Source organism: Oceanisphaera pacifica, from assembly GCF_017498065.1.
Classification (GTDB): Bacteria; Pseudomonadota; Gammaproteobacteria; order Enterobacterales; family Aeromonadaceae; genus Oceanimonas; species Oceanimonas pacifica.
Window position 1 is genome coordinate 112,093 of the sequence record NZ_JAGDFX010000003.1, and the last position, 22,675, is coordinate 134,767.

At 47.6% G+C, this 22,675-nt stretch carries 21 protein-coding genes and 3 tRNA genes; 6 read left to right on the forward strand and 18 right to left on the reverse strand.

The features are described 5' to 3' along the window. The first annotated feature begins 211 nt into the window (after positions 1-211). Positions 212-1,804, forward strand: coding sequence for an ABC-F family ATPase (locus J3U76_RS03230; RefSeq protein WP_208004360.1), 1,593 nt, complete (start codon positions 212-214; stop codon positions 1,802-1,804). A gap of 87 nt (positions 1,805-1,891) precedes the next feature. On the opposite strand, the gene J3U76_RS03235 is transcribed toward J3U76_RS03230, so the two are convergent. The 6 genes from J3U76_RS03235 to mtgA all read right to left on the reverse strand — a co-directional run bounded on the left by J3U76_RS03235 (position 1,892) and on the right by mtgA (position 8,636). Continuing rightward, positions 1,892-2,746, reverse strand: coding sequence for a universal stress protein (locus J3U76_RS03235; protein WP_208004362.1), 855 nt, complete (start codon positions 2,744-2,746; stop codon positions 1,892-1,894). A 209-nt stretch (positions 2,747-2,955) separates the two neighbouring features. Beyond that, the gene (locus J3U76_RS03240) at positions 2,956-3,807 is read right to left on the reverse strand and encodes a universal stress protein (RefSeq protein ID WP_208004364.1); all 852 of its coding nucleotides are present in this window, start codon (positions 3,805-3,807) and stop codon (positions 2,956-2,958) included. 27 nt (positions 3,808-3,834) lie between these two features. After that, complete coding sequence (locus tag J3U76_RS03245; RefSeq protein WP_208004366.1) at positions 3,835-5,319, reverse strand: SulP family inorganic anion transporter; 1,485 nt, start codon at positions 5,317-5,319, stop codon at positions 3,835-3,837. A gap of 192 nt (positions 5,320-5,511) precedes the next feature. Beyond that, positions 5,512-7,101 carry a cation:proton antiporter family protein gene (locus J3U76_RS03250; protein WP_208004367.1) on the reverse strand — a complete coding sequence of 530 codons (1,590 nt, stop codon included), beginning with the start codon at positions 7,099-7,101 and terminating at the stop codon, positions 5,512-5,514. Positions 7,102-7,126: 25 nt separating this feature from the next. Further along, positions 7,127-7,873 (reverse strand): HAD-IIA family hydrolase, encoded by a 747-nt coding sequence (locus J3U76_RS03255; RefSeq protein WP_424022295.1) that lies wholly within the window; start codon positions 7,871-7,873, stop codon positions 7,127-7,129. Positions 7,874-7,961: 88 nt separating this feature from the next. Beyond that, positions 7,962-8,636: a monofunctional biosynthetic peptidoglycan transglycosylase gene (mtgA, locus tag J3U76_RS03260; protein ID WP_208004371.1), complete on the reverse strand. Its 675-nt coding sequence runs from the start codon at positions 8,634-8,636 to the stop codon at positions 7,962-7,964. Between the two features lie 83 nt (positions 8,637-8,719). Between mtgA and J3U76_RS03265 the strand changes: the two genes are divergently transcribed. The 3 genes from J3U76_RS03265 (at position 8,720) to J3U76_RS03275 (ending at position 11,696) form a co-directional block, all read left to right on the forward strand. Next, positions 8,720-9,730 carry an adenosine deaminase gene (locus J3U76_RS03265; protein ID WP_208004373.1) on the forward strand — a complete coding sequence of 337 codons (1,011 nt, stop codon included), beginning with the start codon at positions 8,720-8,722 and terminating at the stop codon, positions 9,728-9,730. Between the two features lie 87 nt (positions 9,731-9,817). Continuing rightward, positions 9,818-10,693, forward strand: coding sequence for a flagellar protein MotY (locus J3U76_RS03270; RefSeq protein ID WP_424022296.1), 876 nt, complete (start codon positions 9,818-9,820; stop codon positions 10,691-10,693). A 211-nt stretch (positions 10,694-10,904) separates the two neighbouring features. Next, positions 10,905-11,696 carry a sulfite exporter TauE/SafE family protein gene (locus J3U76_RS03275; protein ID WP_208004376.1) on the forward strand — a complete coding sequence of 264 codons (792 nt, stop codon included), beginning with the start codon at positions 10,905-10,907 and terminating at the stop codon, positions 11,694-11,696. Between the two features lie 115 nt (positions 11,697-11,811). On the opposite strand, the gene J3U76_RS03280 is transcribed toward J3U76_RS03275, so the two are convergent. Further along, a tRNA-Tyr gene (locus J3U76_RS03280) sits at positions 11,812-11,896 on the reverse strand. Between the two features lie 106 nt (positions 11,897-12,002). Next, positions 12,003-12,087: transfer RNA gene (locus tag J3U76_RS03285), tRNA-Tyr, on the reverse strand. Between the two features lie 62 nt (positions 12,088-12,149). On the opposite strand from J3U76_RS03285, the gene J3U76_RS03290 reads away from it, so the two are divergent. Beyond that, positions 12,150-12,686, forward strand: a complete 537-nt coding sequence (locus tag J3U76_RS03290; RefSeq protein WP_243454028.1) for a VC2046/SO_2500 family protein — start codon at positions 12,150-12,152, stop codon at positions 12,684-12,686. A 522-nt stretch (positions 12,687-13,208) separates the two neighbouring features. On the opposite strand, the gene J3U76_RS03295 is transcribed toward J3U76_RS03290, so the two are convergent. The 4 genes from J3U76_RS03295 to J3U76_RS03310 all read right to left on the reverse strand — a co-directional run bounded on the left by J3U76_RS03295 (position 13,209) and on the right by J3U76_RS03310 (position 16,641). Further along, positions 13,209-14,291, reverse strand: coding sequence for a ketoacyl-ACP synthase III (locus tag J3U76_RS03295; protein ID WP_208004377.1), 1,083 nt, complete (start codon positions 14,289-14,291; stop codon positions 13,209-13,211). A gap of 98 nt (positions 14,292-14,389) precedes the next feature. Continuing rightward, positions 14,390-14,767 (reverse strand): thiol-disulfide oxidoreductase DCC family protein, encoded by a 378-nt coding sequence (locus J3U76_RS03300; protein WP_208004379.1) that lies wholly within the window; start codon positions 14,765-14,767, stop codon positions 14,390-14,392. Positions 14,768-14,848: 81 nt separating this feature from the next. After that, on the reverse strand, positions 14,849-16,324 hold the full coding sequence (locus J3U76_RS03305) for a carboxypeptidase M32 (RefSeq protein WP_208004381.1): 1,476 nt from the start codon (positions 16,322-16,324) through the stop codon (positions 14,849-14,851). A gap of 173 nt (positions 16,325-16,497) precedes the next feature. Continuing rightward, positions 16,498-16,641 carry a DUF3149 domain-containing protein gene (locus tag J3U76_RS03310; protein WP_208004383.1) on the reverse strand — a complete coding sequence of 48 codons (144 nt, stop codon included), beginning with the start codon at positions 16,639-16,641 and terminating at the stop codon, positions 16,498-16,500. 233 nt (positions 16,642-16,874) lie between these two features. On the opposite strand from J3U76_RS03310, the gene J3U76_RS03315 reads away from it, so the two are divergent. Continuing rightward, the gene (locus J3U76_RS03315) at positions 16,875-17,744 is read left to right on the forward strand and encodes an MYG1 family protein (protein WP_208004385.1); all 870 of its coding nucleotides are present in this window, start codon (positions 16,875-16,877) and stop codon (positions 17,742-17,744) included. Between the two features lie 29 nt (positions 17,745-17,773). Here J3U76_RS03315 and J3U76_RS03320 read toward each other — a convergent pair whose 3' ends face one another. From J3U76_RS03320 to rbsK, 6 genes are all read right to left on the reverse strand, one after another. Beyond that, positions 17,774-18,625, reverse strand: a complete 852-nt coding sequence (locus tag J3U76_RS03320) for a TraB/GumN family protein (protein ID WP_341534298.1) — start codon at positions 18,623-18,625, stop codon at positions 17,774-17,776. 2 nt (positions 18,626-18,627) lie between these two features. Further along, positions 18,628-19,494: an SDR family oxidoreductase gene (locus tag J3U76_RS03325; protein ID WP_208004387.1), complete on the reverse strand. Its 867-nt coding sequence runs from the start codon at positions 19,492-19,494 to the stop codon at positions 18,628-18,630. A gap of 116 nt (positions 19,495-19,610) precedes the next feature. Further along, positions 19,611-19,686 (reverse strand) — tRNA-Arg (locus J3U76_RS03330). Positions 19,687-19,742: 56 nt separating this feature from the next. Continuing rightward, positions 19,743-20,633 (reverse strand): DMT family transporter, encoded by an 891-nt coding sequence (locus J3U76_RS03335; protein WP_243454029.1) that lies wholly within the window; start codon positions 20,631-20,633, stop codon positions 19,743-19,745. 109 nt (positions 20,634-20,742) lie between these two features. Next, positions 20,743-21,741, reverse strand: coding sequence for a substrate-binding domain-containing protein (locus tag J3U76_RS03340; protein ID WP_208004389.1), 999 nt, complete (start codon positions 21,739-21,741; stop codon positions 20,743-20,745). Further along, positions 21,728-22,672, reverse strand: coding sequence for a ribokinase (gene rbsK / locus J3U76_RS03345; RefSeq protein WP_208004391.1), 945 nt, complete (start codon positions 22,670-22,672; stop codon positions 21,728-21,730). The genes J3U76_RS03340 and rbsK overlap by 14 nt, the downstream gene beginning before the upstream one ends. Positions 22,673-22,675: the final 3 nt, after the last annotated feature.

A 22,675-nucleotide genomic window follows, 5' to 3' on the forward strand; every position in this document is an offset into this window, starting at 1 on the left:
CCATCGATAACCTTTGATAAGTATCTTTATGATATAAAAAAACGCTGCTTATTCCTATTTGTCTGCACTGTTATTATTTTTTATGCGGCAGTATTGGGTGCGCAGCAACCGATAAGTTTGCGCACTCTTTGAACTTTAGGCCAACAGTCGGTATCCTAGCCGACTTTAATGCTTCCTATCTTTTCATCCCGTTAACTTGTGAGTTCACTTCTTGATTTCCACTAACAATATCACCATGCAGTTCGGCGCCAAGCCGTTATTTGAAAACATTTCCGTTAAATTTGGCGAGGGTAATCGCTATGGCCTGATTGGTGCCAACGGTTGTGGTAAATCCACCTTTATGAAAATTATGGGCGGCGATCTTGAGCCAAGTGCTGGCAATATTAGCCTAGATGCCAACGAGCGACTGGGTAAGTTGCGCCAAGATCAGTTTGCTTTTGAAGAGCACAGAGTATTGGATGTGGTGATGATGGGACACACAGAGTTGTGGGCTGCTATTCATGAGCGCGATGCCATTTATGCTAATTTAGAAGCCAGCGACGATGACTACATGCGCGCCGCTGAACTTGAGGGCGTGGTGGCTGAGTATGACGGTTACACTGCCGAGGCGCGTGCCGGAGAGCTTTTGTTAGGGGTCGGTATAGAGGTAGAACAGCACACAGGCCCTATGAGTGAAGTGGCGCCTGGCTTAAAGCTGCGAGTATTATTAGCTCAAGCCTTGTTTTCTAACCCCGATGTATTGCTGCTTGACGAACCCACCAACAACTTGGATATCGACACCATACGCTGGCTAGAAAGTGCCCTAAACGAGCGTGATAGCACAATGGTAATTATTTCTCATGACCGTCACTTTTTAAACAGTGTCTGCACTCACATGGCCGATTTAGACTTTGGCGAGCTGCGGGTTTATCCGGGTAATTACGATGATTACATGCTGGCGTCAACCCAAGCACGCGAGCGTTTAATGTCTGATAACGCCAAGAAAAAGTCACAAATTGCCGATCTACAATCCTTTGTGGCGCGTTTTAGTGCCAACGCCTCTAAAGCCAAGCAGGCAACATCACGTGCCAAGCAGATAGATAAAATTAAGCTAGAAGAAGTTAAAGTCTCTAGTCGTCAAAATCCCTTTATACGCTTTGAGCAAGATAAAAAGTTGTACCGTAATATCTTAGAGGTTGAGCAGCTAGCTCAGGGCTATGATGATAACATTTTGTTTAGCAAGCTAGATATGTTGGTTGAGGTTGGTGAGCGTATCGCCATTTTAGGGGCGAACGGTGTGGGTAAAACCACCTTAGTTAAAACCCTAGTGGGTGAGCTTGCGCCTAAAAGTGGGCATTATAAATGGTCGGAAAATGCCAGCATCGGTTATTACGCGCAAGACCATAGCGACGACTTTGATGTCGACTTAACGGTATTTGACTGGATGAGCCAATGGCAACAAGCCGGAGATGATGAGCAAACCGTGCGCAGCGTGTTGGGGCGTTTACTGTTTAGCCAAGACGACATTAAGAAAAAAGTAGGCGTCTTGTCGGGTGGTGAGCAAGGTCGCATGTTGTTTGGCAAGTTGATGATGCAAAAACCCAATATTTTGATCATGGATGAGCCAACCAACCACTTAGATATGGAGTCTATCGAGTCGTTAAATATGGCATTAGAGCTATATGAAGGAACGCTTATTTTTGTTTCTCATGACCGTGAGTTCGTATCTTCATTAGCCACGCGCATTTTAGAGCTAAGTGAAAGCGGGGTGCGTAACTTTAGCGGCAGCTACGAAGAGTACTTACGAGAAAAAGGTATCGTATAACCTTTTATCTTTGTATTTAAAATCCAAATAAGCAAAGCCCCAACAGACACTGTCTGTTGGGGCTTTTAAGTATTAGGTGTTATATGGTTAACGTAAAATCAACATAGGTTGGCAAGACTCTTTGAGCATCAAGTTAGTAATGCTGCCTAATAACCACCGACGAATACGAGAATGGCCGTATGCACCCATCACCAGTAAGTCGATGTCTTGTTTTTCTTGGTAGGCCAGTAGGTTTTGCTTAACCTCGCCTTGTAACAGTGCTGATACCGCTTTTAATCCGGCTTCTTCTAGCTGTAAACGAGCCACTTCTAGCTGCTCAAGGTTTTGTGGATCTGGGCCGGCAACCATAACCAAGTGACATTCTAACCCTTTAAATAACGGCGAAGAGGTGAGCATATCTAAGCCTTTGCGAGTGGTTTTACTGCCATCAAACGCCAGCATCACTTTTTTAGGTTGTACAAACTTATCAAGAGTGAGTAATAGCGGCTTATCTGTAGTACGAATAACTTGCTCTACATGACTCCCTAAGCGGTGTGTTGAGTCGTCTTCGTTGGCACCTTGACGACCCAGTACGAGTAATTGGCAGTAATCATCGTATTGCTCTAGTTCTTCAACAATACGGCCTTCTTGCTGAATAGTACGCGGACTAGGGTAGCCCGATTCCACAACATGCTGTGCTGCTTGATCCAAAATTTGCTGACTGTGTGCTTTGGCAAGCGCTGCTCGCTTGGCGTCTAGGTCTTCGAGTTCTTTGATCACGTTATCTTGCATGCTGAGGGTGGCAGCCCCACTGATATTGTATAATAACGTAGGTTCACGCTTAGGTAGTATATGCAATAATACTAGGGAGGCGTCTAGTTGACGGCTGGCCCAAGCTGCATAGTCGCACACGGAAGTGGTGTGTTTGGAGCCATCAATACAGGCTAATACATTTGTTCTCATATATTTCATCCCGATGATAAGTTATTGACTCTAAAATAGAAAAGAGTCGCGGGGGCTCCGACTCAATATCAATGTAGCATACTTCTAATAAGATAAAGCTTGATGTCTATCAATTCTCACACTCTTATCACAAAAAACCGCCTTGTGATTAACAAGGCGGTTTACAGGCAATGTCGTTTATAGCCTTAGTTAAAGGCGCGGGTTAACGTTTAGCGCAAAATTAATAACGGCAGCTTGGCATTACGGATCATGGCGGCTGTGGTACTGCCTAAAATTAATTGACGAATGCGTGAATGGCCGTAGGCACCCATCACCATTAAGTCGATATTTTCTTGCTCTTGATAATGGGTTAATGCCTGCTCTACCGGGCCTGTCACAATACGGCTATAAGGGGTAATCTCTGTTTCTTGTAGCAAGGCGCTGGCCCAGCTTAATTGCTCGCGGTTAAGCTCACTATCTTCCCCCACCAATACAATATGCACTTCAAGGCCGGCCAATAAACGGCTATTGGCTAATAAGGTGACGGCTTGTTTGGTACTGTCACTGCCATCAAAGGCCAACAAGACCTTTGATGGCGCTCTAAAATAATCCTTAGTGAGTAACATAGGACAATGCAAGGTACGCGTAACTTGCTCAACATGACGGCCCAAGTGCGGGGCATCAACGGCGGAGTTGGCGCCGTGGCGCCCCAGCACCAATAAGCGGGTATTCGGCTCAAGCTCAGCAATGGTGTCAACCAGCTCACCGTGCCTTTGGGTTGTGTTGGCCAGCACTCCACTTTTAAGCACGTGAGCTTGCGCAGCTTCTAACAGTTGCTGACCGCGCTCGGCAGACTGTTTATTTTGCTTGGCATCAATATCGCTTAAATGGGTGAGGAGTTGCTCTTGGCTGCCAACGCCAATACTGCCACTTAAATCTGGTGACACACTGGCGGCCACTTTATTGGGTACATGCAATAAAGTGAGGGGGGCATCTAGACGCAAGCTTGCCCAGGTTGCGGCATCGGCCACGGCGTTGGCGTAACGCGAGCCATCTATACAAGCCATTACATTAGTAGTCATGGTGTTCTCCTTTTAGTGGCTCTGAGCTTAATGCCCCATTAGCTTAGCAACGGCTTTGGGGTCATTATGTACGGCAAAACGGTCAACTAAGGTGGCGCTGGCTTCATTAAGGCCAATCACTTCAACCTCAGCCCCTTCACGTTTAAAGCTTAATACCACTTTATCTAAGGCCGCAATGGCACTGATGTCCCAAAAGTGTGCCCGAGACACGTCAATACGTACGTTTTTAATGACCTCTTTAAAATCAAACGCGCTAACAAATTGCTCGGTAGAGGTAAAAAATACTTGGCCTGTTACTTGGTATTCGCGAGTGTGGCTATTTGGTGAGTGAGAACCCACATATAAGATTTGCCCCACTTTGTTGGCGAAAAATAATGCGCTTAGCAGTACCCCTACCAAAACACCATACGCCAGATTGTGGGTCATCACCACAGTAGCAACCGTGGCCACCATCACAATACTGGAGCTAACGGGGTTGGCTTTTAAGTTAACAATAGAGCTCCAGCTAAAGGTACCAATAGACACCATGATCATAACGGCAACTAAGGCGGCCATTGGAATTTGTGATACCCAAGGTCCTAAAAATACCACCATCATTAATAACACTACACCCGCAACCAAGGTTGACAGGCGGCCACGGCCACCAGATTTTACGTTAATCACCGATTGACCAATCATGGCACAACCGGCCATGCCTCCCAGTACCCCAGTGGCTAAGTTAGCTAAGCCTTGGCCTTTACACTCGCGGTTTTTATTACTCTTGGTGTCGGTTAAGTCATCAACAATGGTGGCGGTCATCATAGATTCAAGTAAACCGACTACTGCCAGTGACAAGGAATAAGGAAAAATAATCAGCAAGGTTTCAAGGTTAAGAGGGACATCAGGCCATAAAAAGATAGGCAGGCTATCAGGCAGTTCACCCATATCACCCACAGTGCGAATATCAATACCAAATACGATGGCAATGAGGGTTAAGCTTACAATGCACACCAACGGGGAGGGCAGTAACTTACCCAAGTGCGGTACCAGTGGCAGTAAATAAATAATCCCCAAACCGGCCGCCGTCATGGCATACACATGCCAAGTGACATTAATAAGCTCGGGCAATTGCGCCATAAAAATCAAAATGGCCAGCGCGTTAACAAAGCCGGTCACCACAGAGCGCGATACAAAGCGCATTAGCTCGCCCAAGCGTAAGTAGCCGGCAATAATTTGCAGCAAACCACATAATAGGGTGGCCGCCAGTAAATACTCTAAACCATGCTCTTTAACCAAGGTCACCATGAGGAGTGCCATGGCTCCCGTGGCGGCCGAAATCATACCAGGGCGGCCGCCTGCAAAGGCAATCACCACCGCCATACTAAAAGATGCATACAAACCCACTTTAGGGTCGACACCCGCAATAATAGAAAAAGCGATGGCCTCTGGGATCAAGGCTAAAGCCACGACTAGGCCGGCGAGTACGTCTCCTCTAATATTAAAAAACCAAGTTTGTTTGAGGGTCGATAGCATGGTGAATGTTCCAGGTTATAAAGCGAAAGTGGTGACAAGGGCAATTGAGAATAATGTCTGGGTGTTATGCAACTGGCTCAATGTTTATTCAATATTCTTAATTATATTATCAATGGTACAAGCCAAATCGCGGCTATTATAGGGGGCTGACGCTCGTGTCACAAGGGGCGCTAAGGCACGCCCACCTTTGGGTTATGGCTTGGATAGTAATTGTGCGTTAGCTTCAATCACATGATGAGCAAAGCCGCTGCCTGCTTCTTCATAAATATTAAAGATATCGTCAACACCCAGCTCGCGTAATTGTGCCCCTTCATCGGGGTAACAAATAATAGCGGCCACCCGGCCTTTAAAGTGGTTATAGCGAATCTGCTCAAGCGCATACAGGTTACCGGCGTGGTTGGGCATGGCTAAAAAGATGTATTCTAACTGATCGCTAATGCTGGTTTTATCCCAAAAGTCCGAGTCAGAGGCGTCGCCTTCAATGGCGTTAATATCCAGCTCTTTTAATAATTCTATTTTTTTTACATCGCTGTCTATGCCCAGTAATTGTCCAGGATAGCGCTGCTCAAGCTCCATATAAGCCCCTTGACCAATGCGACCCATCCCAATAATCAGCACCTTGGCATCCCCTAACTCTATGGGCTGATCATTGGGATGTAATACGGTATTTTCTTTAGGTTGAAAGCGGGTCATTAGCCGCCTATAAATGCTTTCGTTATGGCTATTAAGTGGAGCAGACACCACAAAAGAGAGCGCTAACGCAATAGAAATCACTATCGCCCAATCGTTACTCAGTAGCCCTTGTTTTGCGGCGAGCGCGGCTACAATTAAACCAAACTCTGAATAGTTAGAGAGACTAAAGGTGGCTAGTAGGGCGGTACGTATACGCAGTTTTGAACCTTTATACAGCGTATAATAGAGGAAGCTTTTAAGGGGTAAAACCAAGAGTAAAATACTGGCAATCCATAAGGTTTCTACTGTTGGTAAACCATTAAGACCAATACTTAAGAAGAAAGCGACTAAAAAGAGCTCCTTCATATTAAAAAACGACTTAGCTAAGGCTGATGCACTGTAATGAGAGGCCAACATCATGCCCACAATTAAGGCACCTAAGTCGCCCTTAAGCCCGACGAGTTCAAAGCCGCCATGGCCCACCACTAAAGCTAAAAAAACAGCGAATAGCGTTTGTAGTTCACCATGACCAATGCGAGACATCACCCTAAAAGCGACCAAGCGCAGTAAGGGGAGCAGAATAATTAAGCTTAAGGCCCAAAGGGTGGGAAGCTTACCGCTGGAAGCGGTTAAAAAAGCCACCGCAAACAAGTCTTGCATCACCAGTACCCCAATGGCAATACGGCCATAAAAGGTACTCATATCACTGCGCTCTTCTAATACTTTAACGGCAAATACTGTGCTCGAAAAACTCAAGGCAAAGCCCATTAGTATGGCTTGGCGCCACTCTAGCTCCATGGCTAAGCTAAAGCCGATGGCTTTTATGGCCAGTAACACTAGGGTAAAGAGTAAGGTGGATAAAATAATGTGCCCAGATGCTGTGCCCCAGACTTCTTTTTGCCACAAGGTTTTAATGTCGAGCTTAAGGCCAATGCTAAACAGCAGCAAGGTTACCCCTAAGTTAGCCAGCGTATCTAGCGTCGCATTGCTCTCATAGCCCATGGCGTTAAGCACAAAACCGGCCGCTAAAAAGCCAATGAGCGGCGGTAAATTAATTAAGTAAACCAGTAAGCCACAGCCAAAGGCGATAGCAATAAAAGAGGGATCCATGACATCTACTTATGTTTGTGTCGGGTTAAAATAAATCTATATCGCCTGCACAGTCATAAATGTGCTGCGGGCGAAAGGGCATATTATCAATGTCGGCCACTTGGCTTACGCCTGTTAACACTAACGCGGTTTCTAAACCAGCCTGAAAACCCGCTAAAATATCGGTATTTAAATTATCACCCACAATAAGGGTGTTTTCAGAGTGGGCGTCCATGTGATTTAAGGCGGCGCGTATAATCCAGGCGCTGGGCTTACCTACATAAAACGGCTTTTTACCTGTCATGCGCTCAATGGGGGCACATAAAGCACCACAGGCGGGGTGCATTTTAGGGCCATGAGTATCTGGGTTAGTCGCAATAAACCGAGCGCCATCGGCAACAAAGCGCGCGCCCATTTGCATCATGCTCCAATTATAATTACGGGTTTCTCCCACTACGACAAAGTCTGGGTCAATATCGGTAATAGTAAAGCCCGACTTATACAGTTCATGAATTAAAGCGCCTTCGCCAATGACATAGGCTTTTTGCCCTTGTTGGCAGCGCAAAAAGTCGGCAGTGGCCATGGCGGAGGTATAAAACAGCGATTCAGGCACTTCTATCCCTGCGGCATAAAAGCGATTTTGTAAGTCCCGTGGTGTTTGAGCTGGGTAGTTAGTTAAAAATAATAAGTTAATATTTTGTTCTAGCACGCGGCGAACAAAGGTATCAGCACCGGGAATTAACTCATTATTGTGCAAAATGACGCCATCAATATCACAAATAATATTCTTTATATTCACTGGACTCTCCTTGAACCCGTCTTAGCGCTGCTTGGGGTAGGGGATAATTATGGCCCCACTTTTTTATTAGACAATGACTCTATCAGTTTTCTATGCACTTTAGCAGGGGGCCTAGCTGATGAGTTCGCCGCTGAATGGTGCGCGCTCGCCCTTGTACATAAGCCGACGGCTGGTCTGCATGATAAACTCTAGGGTTCGGCAAAACCGCCGCCAGCAACGCTGCTTGATGACGACTCAGCTTGGCCGCCGAAGTATTAAAATAAGTCTGGGCGGCGGCTTCAGCGCCATAAATGCCTGGGCCAAATTCGGCAATATTTAAATACAGCGTCATCACGCGTGATTTAGGCAGGATCAGCTCTAGCATAGGGGTATAAACCGCCTCTAAGCCTTTTCGTATAAAGCTTCGGCTAGGCCATAAATAAAGATTTTTGGCGGTCTGCATGCTAATGGTACTACCGCCTCTTAATTTGCCCTGATCTTTAAATTCATCTAACACATCGGCAAAGGCGGCCCAGTCAAAGCCATTATGTTGACAAAACTTATTATCTTCGGCGGCAATGACAGACGCTTTTAGATGTTGAGAAATGTTATCAGCTGCTTGCCAATCTTTTGCCCAGCTTTCACCTTCAAACAGGCGAATCACCATCAAAGGCGTGGCAGGCACGGGTACATAGCGATAAATCAGCGTCAGTAGCAAGGGCACCAGTATTAACAAAGCCAGTAACCAAAAAAAGCAGCGCTTTAAAAAAGAGAACATTCAACACAGTCCTTGTTGTGGATCAGCAGGTACTTGCTATCTTATCTGGTAGCCATCAAGACATATTTTTTTGGAGAAACACCGTGTCCTCTTTTATTCGCGAGCTGCCCAAAGTTGAATTGCACTTACATATTGAAGGCACCTTAGAGCCAGAAATGGTGTTTTACTTAGCTAAGCGCAATGGTATCACCCTCGATTACGCAGATGAAAGCGCCTTGCGCGCTGCATATCAGTTTAACGACTTACAGTCGTTTTTGAACATCTATTATCAAGGCATGCAAGTATTGCAAACTGAGCAGGACTTTTTTGATTTAACTTGGGCCTATCTTGCACGTAGTCACCAAGAAAATGTACGCCATGTTGAGATATTCTTTGACCCCCAAGCCCATACCGAGCGAGGGGTCGCCTTTGCCGATGTAGTAAATGGTATTAGTGGTGCTTTAGCAAAAGCGAAGCAAGAGTGGGGGCTAACCAGCTACTTAATCATGTCTTTTTTGCGTCACTTATCGCAAGAGGCCGCTTTTGAGACCTTGCAGCAAGCAAAGCCGTTTAAATCATTTATTACTGGCGTAGGTTTAGACTCTGCTGAGCGTGGTAATCCACCCACTAAATTTACCCAAGTGTTTGCCGTAGCGGCTCAACAAGGCTACCGGTTAGTGGCGCATGCTGGGGAAGAGGGGCCTGCCAGTTATATTCGTGATGCGCTTGATATTTTAAAGGTAGAACGTATTGACCATGGCGTGGCCGCCATTCATGACGCACCGCTGATGGCGCGTCTGGCACAAGAGCGCATTCCGCTTACCGTGTGTCCCTTATCTAACCTTGTGCTTAAAGTGGTGGATGATATGAGTGAGCATCCCATGTTGGCCCTGTTACATGCTGGGGTATGCGTGACGGTGAATGCTGACGATCCTGCGTATTTTGGTGGTTATATGAATGCCAACTATCAGGCGCTACAAGAAGGGCTTGGTGCCAGTGATGCCGATCTGTTGCAGCTGGCATTAAATAGTGTAGAAGCCTGCTGGCTACCGGAGTCTGAAAAAGCCACCCTGGTTGAGCGCATTCGTGCCCATGGTCAACAGTACCTTGCGTAAAGCGAGCTTTGGTCACCGACTCATAAAAATAGCATTAAAGAAATAGCCATTGGCGCCGATACGCTTTTATCGAGCAATAGGAGAGCCATTGTGCGCATTATTACCTTAATAGCTGGGCTGACCCTGAGTGCAGGAGCGTGGGCCCAGCCCCAAGCTTATCTGGCCAATTTGGATCAGTCATTATGGCGTCTTACGTCAGATTCGGCCATTGAATGCCGATTAGAGCATCCTATTCCTCGTTTTGGTACTGGGGCTTTTATCAGCCGTGCATCTAAAAATATTAATCTAGAGTTTGCGCTAAGTAGCTTACGCGGCCAACCTCGTACTCAAACCGCTGCCTTAGTTAGTGAGCCACCGCAGTGGCAGCCCGGCCGTGGGGGTCAGCGGTTATCAACTGTCACATTTCATCAGCAATTTGATGGCATGGTAGAGCAGCAATCGGCATGGGTGATGTTAGAAGAGCTCAATGAAGGGCGCTGGCCTACCTTTTATTTTGATAACTGGTTTCGTAACGGTAAGCAAACCAGCGTTGGCTTATCGTCGGTCAATTTTCGTGCCCGTTACGATGCGTTTTTAGATTGCCAAGCCAACCTCTTGCCTTATAGTTTTGAGGATATTGCTTTTAGTGTGCTTAATTATGTGAACAACGAAGATGCGTTAACAGAACACTCTAATCAGCGTTTGGCCATGATTATTGAGTATGTGAAAGCCGATCCCGATATCGATGAAGTGGTGATTAATACTTACACCGACAGTTTTGGTACTGCTTATCATAATAAACAGCTATCGGAACGCCGCGCTAAAGCGATAAAAAACTACTTTATTGAATTAGGCCTGCCCGAAAGCAGTGTGAGCTTAGAAGGGCACGGTGAGCGCAGACCTATAGCAGACAACCGCAATCCAGACGGGCGTAACACTAACCGCCGAGTCGTGATAAGTCTGGGAGCTAAAACCCATATTTAGCCTTTTCTAAACTGCACCCCACACTCATACTCGCGATCTCTTTCTGCTGTGCGACCTACTTTATACGTCGCACATTATATCTAAATATTTCCTCTTGCACGGCCCTCACAGTTCCGGTGTTGCACCTTCTTATCCCCGACTATTACAGGCATAATAACGCGCTTTCATATCTGACATTCACACAGAGCACTCTTTGTTTTAAGGAATAAACATGACTTGGTTAATGTATTTGGCGCTAGGAGCGTTTGCGGGCACGCTGGCGGGCTTATTTGGGGTTGGCGGTGGCCTTATTATAGTGCCTGTGCTGATTATCAGTTTTAAACTGCAAGGCATAGGCGGCGACTTAGTCACCCATATGGCGGTGGGAACCTCATTAGCCACCATAATGTTTACTTCGCTCAGCTCTATTCATACCCATCACGGTCGTAAAGCCATAGATTGGAAATTAGCCGCTATGCTCTCGGTTGGTATTATTGTGGGCGCTTGGTTAGGGGGCTATACCGCTGATAAATTATCTGGGCCTTTATTGCAGCGCTTAATTGGGTTGTTTGCTTGGCTGATGGCCGCGCAAATGCTGTTTAGTTTGGCACCACAAGGTGGGGCACAATTACCCGGCAAACCTGTACAAGCGGCGGTGGGTGGCGTGATTGGCTGGGCATCGGGTATTTTTGGTATTGGCGGCGGCTCGCTAACGGTGCCTTTTTTAACTTGGTGCTCGGTGCCCATACAAAGAGCGGTGGCGGTGTCGGCTGTGTGTGGTTTTCCTATCGCTTTGGTGGGGGCGCTCAGCTATGTAGTACATGGCATGGAGCATGACTCATTACCCAGTGAAGCTTGGGGTTATGTCTACTTACCGGCATTATTAGGGGTGAGTGTGGCCAGTATGCCGTTTGCGCGCTTTGGTGCTATTTTGGCGCATAAGCTATCAGCACTCGCCTTAAAACGGGCGTTTGCAGTGTTTTTGATTATCGTCGGCGCTAAGTTCTTATTATTCCCTGGCTAAAACTTGGCAGCTAATAACTGACAGCTTTCAGGCTTTCAGTTATTAGCTGTCAGTTAAACCAAATATTTTAATTAGTCATAAAAAAAGCCAGTGCTAAGCACTGGCTTTAAAAGGATGGTGGAGGAGACTGGATTCGAACCAGTGAAGGCGGAGCCGTCAGATTTACAGTCTGATCCCTTTAGCCACTCGGGAACTCCTCCACAAATTAACTTGTGTATGGGGCTAGTTATTCACTTAAAGTGTGTTGTTACTACTCAACCCATTGCTGCGTTATCGAAGCAAGACATGCATCGACTTACAAATAAATGGTGGAGGAGACTGGATTCGAACCAGTGAAGGCGGAGCCGTCAGATTTACAGTCTGATCCCTTTAGCCACTCGGGAACTCCTCCACACTTTGTGCTGCGCATACTACCAAAAAGTTTGGCCTTGTGAACCCCTAAAGTGGAAAATATTGCTAATTAAATCGAGTTTGCTGCCGATAACCATTCAAACGCCTACTTTTTACACTTTTTATATGCAGACAGAACTTAACAACACCTTGCTCGTCAACGATAGCCAACTTGGAGACCACCTTAATCAGGCGGTCTCTGAGGGGCGTCGTAGCGACTTTGGGTTGTTGCTGTCTATGTTATCTGAAGATGCCCGCGATTTACCTCGGGTAGAAGAAAGTAAAAATGAGCAAGGCGAGCCGGACTGGCGTGAATATTTTGCCTTGCCCGATGAAAATCCGCTATATGCCGAAGCGCAAGATGAAATTCGTGCGCCCCAGCTCTCTTCTCTAGCAGGTGAGCTCTATCAAGATAGTGTGCGAATGATGTTGGCAATGCGCGCTGAGCCATTAAAAGTGAATAAAGATGCTGTGCCTTACGAAGTAAGCAGCAACCTAGACCCACGTACTCAAGCAAAGCTTGCGGGCAAGTACCTTACCAGCAGTATTCCCCAAGATCCCAGCCGTATTCTATCGGTGTTAGAAGGGTTAAAAGCGTAATCTGACAGCTGATAGCCTGTCACTTAGTCAGCTCTTCTTCTTGTATTATAAATAAAAATGATATCCGCGATTAAGTTGATAATATCCTGCACTATAGTCGAACAAAGGGTCTCCTCCACCGACACGCTGCAAATACATTCATGTAACGCTCAGCACATAACATCCCTGTTATGTGCTGGTCGGTGGAGTAGATCCCTTTATCCGGCCACACACCCCGATGTCGCCTATTGGTATCGATGACCGATGCCCTTGAGCGAATGATTGAAATCAAGCCATTTTTCGAAAGAAGCTGATTTGCGCCTGCGGCCAATGCGAGAGCAAGCGTTCGCCTACACATTCAGGCAACTCGGTGCCAATGGGAAGGCAGAGGGTGTCTGCTCCGTCGACCCTCCGCGCCAGGGAGGGCGCGGCGGAGCCCCCATGGATGGGTTTATGGCGAGTCGAGCGCTTTGCCTGACTTTTACCCAAACATCAACAAAAAGATGTGACTAAGTGACAGGCTGATAGCTGACGGCTTATAGCTTACAGCTTACTACTTTCTTTACAGCCTTTTATGGCTGGCGCTAATAACTCGAGTGCGGTTTTATCGCAAGGGGGCAGGGCGGCGTCTGATTGGCGCAATGGGGTTACACGATCGCCCCAGCGAATAACACCGGCTCCCCAAGTGAGCCCTGCGCCAAAGGCGGCAGTGAGCAATAATGCGCCAGGCTTAACTCGACCTTGCTCAAGGGCGTCGCACAAAGCAATAGGCACAGTGGCCGCCGAAGTATTGCCATAGTGTTCAATGTTAACCATCACCTTATCTGCATCAAGGTCCATCTTTTTAGCTAAAGTTTCAATAATACGAATGTTAGCCTGATGAGGCAGCAATAAATCGATGTCTTGCTGGTTTACCTTAGCTTGCATTAATACATTTTCGGCAGCTTCCCCCATGCCTTTTACAGCACGTTTGAAAATCTCTCTGCCATCAAAGTTAACATCAAATAAACCATCGGTATGGGCAAAACGCTCCCGTGCCGTGCCTGAGTTAGGTACTGCTAAAATATCGTTGGCCTGTGCATCGCAGCCGAGCTTATCGGCAATTAGCCCTAGGGGCTGCTCGCTTGCCTCTAATACCACGGCACCGGCGCCATCACCAAATAACACAGCGGTGTCGCGTTTCGTCCAATCAAGGTAATGAGTAAGGCGCTCAGCCCCAATCACCAATACACGACTCATGGTACCGGCTTTAATTAAGGCTGTACCCACACTGAGTCCATATATAAAGCCAGTACAGGCCGCATTAATATCAAATACGGCGGCATTGCCTGCACCCAAATTGCGTTGTACCGCAGAGGCGGCACTGGGCACTAAAGTATCGGGGCTGGCGGTGGCCATAATAATGCAATCTATGTCTTCGGCGGTTAGGTCTGCCGCTGCTAGTGCATGCTGTGCCGCCACTGTAGCGAGTTCAGATGTGTTTACATGAGAGATACGGCGAGAACGAATACCCGTGCGGCTGTGCACCCATTCATCTGAAGTGTCTAAAAAAGTACTAAGATCTTGATTGCTTAATGCGGCTTGCGGTAAACATTTACCCCAGCCGCTAATATTGGCGTAGCGCATAATAAGCCTCTGCTCATATGATAATGTCTGCTATCGGTTATGCCTCAGCAAGGTGTTAGAGTCAAATATAACGCGACCCTCAAGCTGTCGTATTATGTTCAAATACGCCCTTGGCGCTTTAGGCGACGCTCTACCCAGGTGCGATACAACCAAGATAAACAGGGGCGCACTAAGGGTAAGCCAATCAACCAAGCGAGCAGCTTGAGTCTTGGCACGCGGCGCATTAATAAAATATAGGCGTCAATTTCCGATAAAATAGTACCGTCGGCTGTTTGCACATGCAGCTCGCGCATCACCGCCTCGGGTGTGAGCCCAATATTGTGGATGACATCTTCTTGGTCGGTAATATCAAACCAATAAATATCGCGGCCGCCTTCTCCTGCCCAGCGCTCGTAATTGGCACGATCTTTAATACAACTTTCACAACTACCGTCATAAAACACCACTAACTTATGGTGGTCTTCTTTATTATCCATCAGATCCTCCTAGCCCCTTCGGGTAGCGGTAAACGATAAGCCAACGCATCCAACATCCCAAATCCAGCTTCCCGCTTTCTTTTACCCCAAATATCGCTGTTCTAAATGCTGTTTAAAGGCACTGGCGTTTAACGGCTGGCCGCATGCTTGAGTTATTAATGTATCTGTATCGAGTAGGCTAGCATGTTGCCAAATATTGTGTTGCAACCAGTCAAATATGCTGGGTAAGTTTTGCTCAATTAAAGTGTCTAGTGGGCCAAGCTGTGCTTGCATGGCGGATGCTTGTTGGGCGGCATACATGGCGCCTAATGTATAACTTGGAAAGTAACCAAAGCTGCCATCGGTCCAGTGAATATCTTGCATACAACCGTCTTTGTAATTGCCTTTAGTGCTAAGCCCTAAGTATGTTTGCATCAGTTGATCCCAACATTCAGGCACGTCTTTAGCCGCCAATTTACCTTCAATAAGATCGCGCTCTATTTCATAACGCAACATAACATGCGCCGGATAAGTCACTTCATCGGCATCAACGCGAATAAAGCCAGGCTGTACTCGGGTATAGAGTTGCGCCAAGTTATTAGGATCAAAGGCTGCCTGATCACCAAAGTGTTGTGTTAACAGCGGGCTAAGCTGTTTTATAAAGGCAGGATGGCGGGCAAGCTGCATTTCAAAAAACAGACTTTGTGACTCATGAATGCCCATTGAACGCGCCTGACCCACGGGTAATTTTCGCCACTGTACCGGCAGGCCTTGCTCGTAGCGGGCATGGCCGGTTTCGTGAATAACGCCCATTAATGCTTGTGCCACATCTTGTTCGTCATAACGGGTGGTCAGTCGCACATCTTCGCTTACGCCACCACAAAAAGGGTGCACGCTCACATCTAGCCGGCCATGGTTAAAATCAAAGCCTAACAGTCGCATCACATCGAGCCCGAGCGCGCGTTGCTGCTCGGTCGCAAACGGCCCCTGAGGCGATAACACAGTGTCGTGACTTTGCTTATCTTGTACTTTACTGATCAATGTTGGCAGCCATTGTTTAACCTCAGTAAATACTTGGTTAAGGGTGCTACTGCGCATGCCAGGTTCAAACTGTTCTAATAAGCTGTCGTAACGCGACAGCCCTAGCACCTCGGCTCGTGCCGCTGCTACTTGTTGTGATAGGTTGACCACTTCTTCAAATAGTGGCAAAAAACCAGCCCAGTCGTTAGCGGGGCGTAAACTGCGCCAAGCGTGCTCACAGCGAGAGCCAGCCAATGAAAATGCGCCCACTAAATCGCTGGGTAGCATAGTGGCATCACGCCATTGGCGGCGCATTTCCTGTAAGCTCACTGTTTGCTCTGGGGTTAATGGGCTTTGCTCGGCGCTGGCAAACCAGTCTGCTAATTGCGGCGCTTGTAACTGCTGGTGACTTAATATCGCTAATGTGCTCATGGCCTCAGCACGGGCTTGGCTACCCCCAGTGGGCATCATGGTTGCTTGATCCCAGCCACAAATCGCCCCTAAATGTTGTAAGTGGTGTTGCTGTTCAAAGTGGTGGGTTAAGGCATCATAAGACATAGCAGGCTCCGTAAAAAAGCATTACGCCGCCTAAATAGACAAAATAAAGAAGTCGTCTGCTTAATCAAGCTGGCGGCGAATTAAAAGGTAAGCCGCAGTATAAGCAAGTTGATGATAAGAGGAAATGGCAAGCCCGGGGGAGGAGGAGTAGAGCCTGCCATTGTAAACAGAGGTTATTCGTCTGTTGATTTCGCGGTGCGCACTTTGTAAACAAAGAAACAACCCAAAAAGCTAATAATAATTGCGGTGCAAATAATCACCATCATTGACATAAAACCAACATCGCTACCAAACATTAAATCAAGCCAAAAAGCCATAGTTGTCTCCCTTCGTATGCGCTATAGAAGTATCTTAGCGACTAGTAACAATGCAATGCTGATCTTGATCAATAAAGTGCGCTGTTTAAAAGCGCGGTGCAACAGGTGTGAGTAAGCTGCCCTTTTTAGAGGCACTTTGGGGTGAATAGGATGTCTTGTACGGCTTTGATTGTTAATATTACCTTCAAGCTTTCTCATTTTTGCACCCTAGCGTGCATGTCATAGAGTGTTGTATGAAAAAAATCATAGTAACCCATAGCGGTAAGTTTCATGCTGATGATGTATTTAGTGTAGCGACACTGATGCACCTATACCCAGATGCGCAACTAATACGTACCCGCGATGCTGCCATTATTGCCACCGGCGATATAGTGGTGGATGTGGGGCAAGAATACGATGCCAATAGGGGGCGCTTTGACCATCATCAGCGCGGTGGTGCCGGTGCGCGCGATAATGGTATTCCATATTCTTCTTTTGGCTTGGTGTGGCGTCATTATGGTTTAGCGGTGTGCCAAGAAAACTCAGCGCTTGCCGATAAACTAGACGCAAATTTAGTGTCGGTGATTGATGCTATTGACTGTGGTTATGCGATATCAGGTGATGATCATGGCGTAAGCTTGAGTCAAACCATCGGCTTATTAAACCCAACGTGGCAAGAAGCCGATAACTTTGATGACTGCTTTTTACAAGCAGTGCAGTTTGCCTCTACAATTTTAATGCGCTTTATTGCCAGCGCTCGCGCCCAGCTTGATGCTTACCAAGAAGTGGTAACGGCCATTACCCAAGCCGAGGATCCTAATATTGTGGTATTGGATAAATACATTCCGTGGAAGCAGGCAGTGCATGATCATGCACTGCAGGCTTTATATATTGTTTATCCTTCGCCCTCTATGCAATGGATGATACAAGCGGTGCCGGTTTCACCCGACTCATTTGAGAATAAAAAGTCGCTTCCTGTGGCATGGGCGGGCTTATCTGGGGCCGAGCTACAGCAAGCAACAGGTATTAATGACGCCGGCTTTTGCCATAACAATCGTTTTATTGCCGGTGCTGCCTCTTTTACCAGCGCCATCGCCATGGCCAAACTGGCTAAAGAAAGTTAAAGAAAGCTGGAAGCTGGAAGTAAAAGCTTTCAGCTTCCGGCTTTGTTAACTTGATAGCCGGCATTGCGCAGTAACTGCAATAAGCCGTGCTCGCCGTATAAATGCAGCGCCCCCACTACTATTAATGCACTAGAGGGGGCTTGGTGTGCTAGTTTTTCTAGCCAGAGTTGATTGCGTGCCAGCAAGAGTTCTTGTTCAATAAAAGTAGTCATATCAGGGGATTGCTCATCTTGCAGTAAGGCTAATAGCGCCTGCTCATCTCCTGCTTGCCAGGTGCTTAATAATAATGTTAGCTGTTCAGCTAACTGTGCTTGCTCAGCCAAAGTATGACGAACAAAATCTTGCTCAAGCTGGCGCTCAGCAAGGCTCGATAACAGCTCAAACACCAGCGTAGGCGGCTCTAATCCGGTGATGGTAATGCCTTGCTGTTGTGCTAAGCGCAATAGCTGCATATCCACGCCTTTATCACTTGAAAAACCTAAGCGCTGGGCATTCGCCTGACTCAGCTGCATGGCAGCAAACCAAGGCGGCAGGGCACTTAGATGCGCCAAGTGAAGCTTATCAAGTTGTTGCTTAAGCTCAGCGGCTAAGGGCTCGCCTAATCGAGACTGCCATGTTTGCTGTTTAGGCAGGGTTAAATAGGGAGCCAATACATCAGGTGTTAAGCGGCTCGGATCCACTTCTACATACAGGTGCTTGCTGTGGGTTAAACGCGCTTGCAAAGAGTTAGGCAGGGGGGAAATACTCTCGTCTGCCAAGTGAATAGAGCCAAATAACCACAATTGCTGATCGTCTTTTATTGCAGACCATAAGGCCGGGGCCGCCAAGCTGTAACCTGCAACACCCCACAACAACAGTATTAGCCCGAGTGTAAACCGCACTGTTAACCTCCTGCTTTTAATAATAATTTATCTAATGCGCGCGCACTTAATAATCGACGTAAGTAGCTCATCATAATGGTGGGGCGAGTCTCGGGGTAGCGCACTTTAGGGTTTTGGCGAGTGAGCGCATCCAGTAGCGGCGCCATACAGGCTTCTGGTGCTAGGCTGTATCGCGAGCTAGGGCCGGGCTTGTCGAGCCGGTTTAAGGTCTGTTGATAATTGGCCTGATGGCGGCTGTTATCCATCTCAATATGTTGCATAAATGCGCGCTTTGAGTTGGCCCTAAAACGGGTTTCTATGGGGCCTGGCTCAATTAAGCTTACCTTGACTCCGGTGTTATGTAGCTCTAAACGCAAAGTGTCTGTATAGCCCTCAAGGGCAAACTTAGAGGCATTATAAGCACCGCGATAAGGCAGGGCCACTAAGCCTAAAATTGAACTGTTTTGAATAATGCGGCCTTCCCCTGCGGCTAACATAGTCGGCAATACTAAACGGGTAAGGTGATGCAAGCCAAACAAGTTACTTTCAAACTGCTGGCGCAAGGCTTGGGTAGGCAAATCTTCTAATGCTCCCGGCTGGCCGTAAGCCCCATTATTAAATAAGCCATATAATTTGCCACCTGTTAGTTGAAGGGCATTTTTTACACCTGCTTCAATGGAAGCCTCATCGCCAAGATCTAATATAACGGCAGTTAAGCCTGCTTGGCGCAGCATATCCACATCAACTTGTTGGCGAGCTGAGGCTATCACCTGAAACCCCTTATCCTGTAAAAAGTGCGCGGCACACAGGCCAATGCCCGACGAGCAACCTGTGATTAATATGCTTTTTTTAGAAGATAAACTCGTACTATGAGCAGAAGAGGACGCCATAAGGGGGTAATGCCTTTAAATTACGCAAATAGAGGCACACTTTGCCAGTGCTTGACTAAGAGGGCAAGCTGCTAAATAGATAGCAGGGCGGTAAAGCAGCAAGTTTAAGAAAGGGATGGCGCTCCCACCAGGACTCGAACCTGGATCGGCCGCTTAGGAGGCAGCTGTTCTATCCTGTTGAACTATGAGAGCACAACAAGATTATATATAAGTCTCCAACCATTGAAAACCCGCCCCTGTGCAAGCGCTTATTTCTTGCACAGGGGCGCTGGTGCTGTCTTTAAAAACTCAATGCCGTTTTTAATAAAGATCACACTCACCACAATGGCACCACCAAGCAAGGCTAAAGGGCTAGGGCGCTCACTTAATATCCACCACACTAATAAAGTGCCCAAAATGGTTTCTAGTAGCAGTAATAAACTTACCTCAGCTGAGGGGATATATTGCGGGCCTTGTTGAATCAGCGTAAAGCCGATTGGGAGTAATAAGGCGCATAATAACAGCAGCCAACCAGCATTAACGGCGTCCGGTAATGCAATGGCGCTGCCAGTAAACTTTATCCAAATAAAAGCAAATGTTGCCGTAAACAAACCACTGAGAGTCAGCATGGGGCTCATATCAATGTGTGGTCGACTGCGCGCCAGCGTTAAATTACCCGCAAGCCCTAAGGCGGCTAATAAAGCAAAGGCGCTGCCCAGCCAAGAGCCAGAGCCTAAATCGTCTATCACGATAAGACTAATGCCCACCATAGAGCCAGCAATGGCTAAGCCTGTGCGCAGGGCTAGGCGTTCATGTAAAAAGAAACGGCTTAATAGTGCGGCAATAAAAGGGGCCGAAGCCAAAATAACCAACACATTACCGGCTTTAGTAAAATGATTACCCAGCACAAAACCAAAGGTACTTACGGTGAATAATAGGGCGCAGCCTATGCCGACACGCGTACAGGCCAGATAAGCTTGCACCCAGTGGCGACGATAACGAAACACCACAATTGCAAAAAAGCCCAGCATATTGAGCAGACCACGCCACAGCACCACCTGCTCGGCCGGTAAAGTGATAAAGCGCAGCAATAGGGCATCGGGGGCAATCACCAATACGCCTAATGCGGTGATCATTAATCCTTTTTGATGGGGAGTCATGGCTACTCACATAATGAGAACATCACATTATGCTAGCACATTAACAATAACTTAAAGCAGAAGCCATATAGAGCAAGATGGCTTGACACAAGGCGCCTCTTCCCTTGGGTTATATGCCTTGGCTACTGTGTCGGATCACCAGCTCTGGTTTAAGAGTTAGCACCTGCCTTGGGCTATCGGGCTGCTTAATACGTGCCAGTAGTGTGTCTACGGCCAAAGCTCCCATCACCGCCTTGGGTTGCTCTATGCTGGTAAGAGCCGGCACTAGGTAGTGCGCCAGTTCAATATTATCGTAGCCCACAATCGACATCTGCTCGGGCACTGTCATATTCGCATCTGCTAGAGCGCGTAAGGCGCCGGCGGCCATCATGTCGTTGGCAATAAATACGGCACTGGGGCGCTGCGGTAAGGTGAGCAGGCGGCTCATGGCGATATTGCCTCCCGCCAACTCAAAGTCCCCCTCACACACCCATTCATCAGGTACGGTTAAATTTGCGTTCGCCATTGCGGTTTTAAAACCGGCTAAGCGCTCGTCGGCTGCCCGTCGGCCTAAAGGGCCGGTAATACAGCCAATATGGCGGTGGCCTAAGGCAATTAAGTGCTCGGTGGCTAATTGGCCGCCAAGTTGTCCGCCGTCTTGAATTACATCGGCCAGCATATCTTGTGGGCCCCAGTCGGCTAGCACTAAGGGTACATTAGGGTAGCGCTCAAAAATATGGGCGCCAAGCTCCAGCTGGGTACACATCAAAATAATGCCGTCTACCCGCTTTTGTAGCAGCATTTCTATATTGCTCGTTAAGCGTTTTTTATCTCCTTGGGTATTACACAAGGCTAAGCTGTAGCCTAATTCAAAACAACGCTGCTCAACCCCTTGTACTACTTCAGCAAAAAAAGGGTTGGCACTGCTGGTCACTAGCATGCCGAGCGTCCGGGTTTCTTTCACTTTTAAGCTGCGCGCGAGTGCCGAGGGAGCGTACTGTAGCGCTTTCATAGCCTGCTCAACGCGCAGTGTCACCTCTGGGCTAACAAAGCGCGTTTTATTTAGTACATGGCTCACCGTAGAGGTGGATACCTTGGCCTGTTTGGCTACATCTTTAATGGTGGCCATTATGGGGGCTCCGGCATACATGAGTATCCAAAAACGCCTGAATATCAGCCTGATAAGGAATCGATGTTTGCGCTCCCTGAGCCGTTACCGATAAAGCGGCCGCGGCTTGAGCAAACTGAATCGCTCTCAGTAAGGGCAGTTGCTCTTGTAGTGCTGCAAGTAGCGCGCCGTTAAAGGTATCACCGGCGGCTGTGGTATCAATGGCCTTAACGTTAAAGCCCGATATTAACTGGCCTGCTTTCCCGTGCTCGCTTAACCATACTCCTCGCGCGCCTAAGGTGATGATAACGGTGGCAATGCCTTTTTTATGTAAGGCCGCAGCAGCCTGCGCTGCCCCCTTATCGTCGCTTACTACTATGCCGGTAAGTTGTTCGGCTTCGGTTTCGTTGGGGGTGATCACATCCACCAAAGATAATAATGCCTCGGGCAGCGCCTGTGCCGGAGCGGGATTAAGAATAACCCGGGCTCCTTGTGCTTTTGCTTGACTGGCAGCGGCTATATTGGTTGCCAGTGGGATCTCAAGTTGCAGCAGCAATTGCTTGCAAGCCAAGCCCTCGCAGTTTGCTGCTAGTTGCTCTGGCGTTAAGTAAGCATTGGCGCCCGCAGCCAATGCAATGGTGTTTTCTCCATCACTGTTCACCTGAATGAGCGCCACGCCAGTATTCACCTGGCTGATGGAGGCAATTGCTTGAGTGTTAATGCCATCTGCGGCAAAGCCTGCCACCAAGCTCTGCGCCAAGGCATCGTCACCCACGCAAGCAATAAAGCGCGTGCTGGCACCCGCTCGCGCTGCCGCCACTGCCTGATTTGCCCCTTTGCCACCCGGTACAATCTGATAATCATGGCCGGTTAGGGTTTCGCCAGGGCGCGGAAATTGCGTTAAGCGGATCACATGGTCAATATTAATGCTGCCCACTACGGTTAATGTCATGGT